Raw genomic sequence first — 4,020 nt, forward strand, 5'->3', positions numbered from 1 at the left:
CACTATGGGTTTCTGGGTATCGAACCGGATCAACCGGTGCCGGATTGGTTCTGCGAATCGGCCGATCTGGCCGAGTTGGGCGCCAAGACCGGTATCGATCCTGACGGGTTGACCCGCACGATCGAGAACTTCAACCGCAATGCGCTCGCTGGATCGGATCCCGACTTCGGCCGTGGCTCAAGCGCATACGACGGCTACTGGGGCGATGACCGTGCGACGACGCTAGCCGGCAAGACACTCGGGCCCGTCGACACCGCGCCGTACTACGCGGTCCCGGTCTCGGTGGGTGCGATGGGAACCAAGGGTGGTCCGCGCACCGACCGCGACGGCCGGGTCTTGCACGTCAGCGGGGCGCCGATACCGGGCTTGTTCGCCGCAGGTAACGCGATGGGCGGCGTCACCGGACGGGCCTACGGCGGCGCAGGCGGAACGATCGGCCCAGCAATGGTTTTCGGCTTCCGCGCTGGTTATCTTGCCGCGACCGGGAAACCGGTCGATTAGCTGAACGCCGCGGTGATGGCCGCCAAGTCGAAGTAGTCGCGCCACGCCGCAATCTTGCCGTCGTGCACCTCGAACACACCCATCACCGGCAGCGGGACTTCTCCGCCGTCCTTGCGGCGCATCACGTCGGTGCGTTCGTTCATCACGACCGTGCCATCGCTGACCTGTCGGTGCACTTGGAAGTCGATGCCGTCGACCACGGCGACGAACCCCGCGATGAACTGCTGGATCGCCTCGCGACCCTGCACTGGATCCATGGGGATGTTGTGGTAGACGGCGTCTTCGGTGAAATAGCCGGCCAACTCTTCGGGGTTCGGGGATGACCACAGCTTGCAGAATTCGGTTACCAGCTCTTCGGCGGAACGCGTCATGGCTTCATGGAACACGTTGCGAGCCAGCAAATCAAGACCGTGGCATCAGCTGAAGGTGACGACGACCTTATCGGCGGCACCGGGTGTAGTGGCAACCCGTAACGCCTCCTCCACGTCGTCGAACGGTAAGGTGTGACTCACAATCACGGCATACTTTTCCCAATTGGCGATGATGTCCTGTGTCACTTCGAAAATCTCGCTCGGATAGCCCATCGAGCCGACGATGGTGACTTCATTGCTCATCACGTTGAGAAAGTCAACGGATACCGGTTCTTTGTGGACGGCGACGACCACGACCTTGGCGCCGGCCTTGGCGGCCGCCAGGGCGGCATTGATCACCGCAGGCGCGCCCGCGGCGTCGAGATAGATGTCGGTCGCGGCCTTACCGGGGAAAATCGACGCGCCTGGGCCGTGGATGTCGATCAGGCGTTGCGCGACGTCTTCGTCCGCGGAGTTGATGACCGCGTCGGCACCCACTTTGAGGGCTTTCTCCAGCCGTGACTGGATCATGTCGACCGCGGTGATATGTCGTACGCCAGACGATTTGAATCCGATTATCGCGCCCAAGCCGATCGGCCCTGCTCCGAATACCGCAACCTTGTCCGAGGATTTGGGTGCAGCCTGGTTTACGCCATGTCGCGCAACAGCCATCGGCTCGTTAAGCGCTGCCACTTCGAAAGGTATGTGGTCGGGCACGACCTCGAGACTTTTGCCACGCACAGCGTCCTCGATGAGCAGGTAGTCCGCCAGAGCGCCGGTCGGGCCACCATTGCCAATGATGCCGCTGGGCGCGGCCATCGGATTAATCACCACATGGTCGCCCACCGATATGCCGGTGACATCTCGACCGACTTCGACGACTTCGCCCGCGGGCTCGTGGCCGAGCGGCATCTTTCCCTGTCGCGGCGGCATCCCGCCCAACGAGATGTACAACGCGTCCGATCCGCAGATACCGCAGGCCCGCATCTTCACCAGGACATCGCTACGACCAGGCGTGGGCTTCGGTAGCTCGACGATCTGCGTCTGCCCCGGCGCTGTCACGATCGAGGCTCTCATCGGTCGGCGAGTGCCTTCGCGAGATCGATTGTGCCGGTTTTGATTGCCGCGATGACTCCGCCGTCGACCAGCAGGTCGGTGCCGGTGATGAAGGAAGCCGACGGCCCGAGCAGAAACTCGGTGGCAGCGGCAATGTCTTCGGGTGTGCCAAAACGGCGCAGTCCGGAGTTGTCGACCATGGCCTGCATGAGCGCGCCCGATTCGCTGCTCAGCTCCAATCGGCCCATCGCCGTGGAGATGACACCCGGGCTGATGCAGTTGATCCGCGCGCCACGTTCACCCCAGGATGCGGCCGCCGCTGCCACCCGGATTTGGTTGGCGCGCTTGGCGAATGGATAGGCGATCCGGCTGTCGCTGATGTTCGAGCACGCTTCGAGGCCGAGCAGCTCGTCGGTGGGAGCACTCGCCAGCAGCCGCTCGACGTCCGGATCAAGCGCGGGCTGCATGTGGCCGGCCATGCTGGCGATGACGACTGCGGCGCCGCCGGGCTCGATCACCGAGCCGAACTCGTCGATAGTCAACGCGACCCCCAGCAAGTCGACAGCCAGCACCGCCTCCGCGGATGCTTGTTGCGGCGAAAGTCCTGCAGTATGAACAACAGCCGTGACACGCCCCGCTTCACCGGCGAGCTTTGCGACGGCGGCCACCGAACCGCGGGAGGTGACGTCGACTTCCCGGGTCAGCACCCGATGCCCGTCGCTGCTGAGCCCCTCTGCGGCGTTGTTGAGAACTGCGCCGCTAATGTCCGCCAGCACAATCGTGCGTCCCGCCCCGACACGGCGGGCTACCGACAGCCCCATCCCGCCGGCGCCGATGATGACCAGAACCTCGTTAGTCGTTGATGTCACGCGTCTTCTCCTCTGCGGCGCAATGGGGCTGGGGTTGGGGGGCTAGCAGCTGTTCGGCCGCGGTGTAGGGATCGCCGCAGCCCTCGGCCACCGACTCCGCAAGTCGATCGAGTTGCGGGTGCGTCCGCAATCGGGTCTGCGCCAGCGAAAGGATCTGTGCCCGCGCGCGGGCCGCTCGCCGAGCGGGGGTGTCGCTGCGGTGGTGCGCGTCGATCGCCTCCATCAACTCCGGTAGGCCTTCGCCTTTTGCGGCGATGAGGCTGACGATCGGCGACTTGGTTTCGGCGCGAAGATCGCGGACGGTCTGCTCGGCGCCTTCCCGGTCGGCCTTGTTCACCGCCACGATGTCGGCGACCTCGAGTAGGCCGGCCTTGGCGGCCTGGACCGCGTCGCCGGCGCCGGGATTGAGGATGACCACAGTCGGGTCCGCGACTGCTGCAATCTCGATTTCGGACTGCCCCACACCAACGGTTTCCAGCATGATCACGTCATAGCCCAGCGCCCCGAGCAGCCGGATGGCTGCGGGGACGGCTGCGGCGAGCCCACCCAGGTGGCCCCGCGTGGCCACTGAACGGATCAGCACATCGGGGTCGTTGATGTGCGCGGCCATCCGAATTCGATCGCCGAGCAACGCACCGCCGCTAAACGGCGACGACGGGTCGACGGCCAGCACCGCCACCCGTAGCTCGCGCTGCCGATAAGCGCTTACCAACGCCGCGATCGTCGTCGACTTGCCCGCCCCGGGCGGACCGGTGATCCCGACGACCAGAACCGGCGACGGACCGAGGCTGGCCAGCACCTCGTCGCGGCGCTCGCCTTCGACCAGGCTGAGCAGCCGGCCCGCGGCCCGCGGGGAACCGCCACGGGCGGCCGCGATCAGTTCAGCGATGCTCATCTCATGATCATGCCGTGGGAACCTCGATGACCACGGCTTCTCTCCAATTCGGCGAGCGGGGACGCGAGGCACCCGCGGCGGTATGAGAACATTATTCTCTCTGTTTGAGAGTAAGAGTTGCAAGAAAGGGAAGTCTGATGCAAATCAGCGGTAGCTCGGCGATCGTCGTTGGCGGCGCCGGTGGGCTGGGTGAGGCAACGGTTCGGCGGCTGAGCGCGGCGGGAGCCAAGGTGGTGATCGCCGATCTGGCCGACGACAAGGGCAAGGACCTGGCCGACGAGCTTGGTGCCCGCTATGTCCGGACCGATGCCACCAACACCGACGACGTGAACGCCGCGCTGGCCGAAGC

At 65.1% G+C, this 4,020-nt stretch carries 6 protein-coding genes; 2 read left to right on the plus strand and 4 right to left on the minus strand.

Going from position 1 to position 4,020, the window contains the following annotated elements; all coding sequences use genetic code 11:
* A partial coding sequence (locus WBF82_RS16340) for an FAD-binding protein (RefSeq protein ID WP_424384022.1) occupies positions 1 to 501 on the plus strand: 501 nt, incomplete at its 5' end.
* Here WBF82_RS16340 and WBF82_RS16345 read toward each other — a convergent pair.
* Genes WBF82_RS16345 through meaB form a run of 4 tightly spaced genes read right to left on the minus strand, consistent with a single transcriptional unit; the run spans position 498 to position 3,671 of the window.
* Positions 498 to 872, minus strand: coding sequence for a limonene-1,2-epoxide hydrolase family protein (locus WBF82_RS16345; protein WP_424384023.1), 375 nt, complete (start codon positions 870 to 872; stop codon positions 498 to 500). The genes WBF82_RS16340 and WBF82_RS16345 overlap by 4 nt on opposite strands.
* 45 nt (positions 873 to 917) lie before the next feature.
* The gene (locus tag WBF82_RS16350) at positions 918 to 1,928 is read right to left on the minus strand and encodes a zinc-dependent alcohol dehydrogenase (RefSeq protein WP_424384024.1); all 1,011 of its coding nucleotides are present in this window, start codon (positions 1,926 to 1,928) and stop codon (positions 918 to 920) included.
* Complete coding sequence (locus tag WBF82_RS16355; protein WP_424384025.1) at positions 1,925 to 2,776, minus strand: SDR family oxidoreductase; 852 nt, start codon at positions 2,774 to 2,776, stop codon at positions 1,925 to 1,927. Before WBF82_RS16355 ends, WBF82_RS16350 begins: the two co-directional genes overlap by 4 nt.
* Positions 2,760 to 3,671 (minus strand): methylmalonyl Co-A mutase-associated GTPase MeaB, encoded by a 912-nt coding sequence (meaB, locus tag WBF82_RS16360; protein ID WP_424384026.1) that lies wholly within the window; start codon positions 3,669 to 3,671, stop codon positions 2,760 to 2,762. The genes WBF82_RS16355 and meaB overlap by 17 nt, the downstream gene beginning before the upstream one ends.
* Before the next feature lie 137 nt (positions 3,672 to 3,808).
* Between meaB and WBF82_RS16365 the strand changes: the two genes are divergently transcribed.
* On the plus strand, positions 3,809 to 4,020 hold a 212-nt coding region (locus WBF82_RS16365), incomplete at its 3' end, for an SDR family NAD(P)-dependent oxidoreductase (RefSeq protein ID WP_424384027.1).

Source organism: Mycobacterium sp., from assembly GCF_049673265.1.
Taxonomy (GTDB): Bacteria; Actinomycetota; Actinomycetes; order Mycobacteriales; family Mycobacteriaceae; genus Mycobacterium.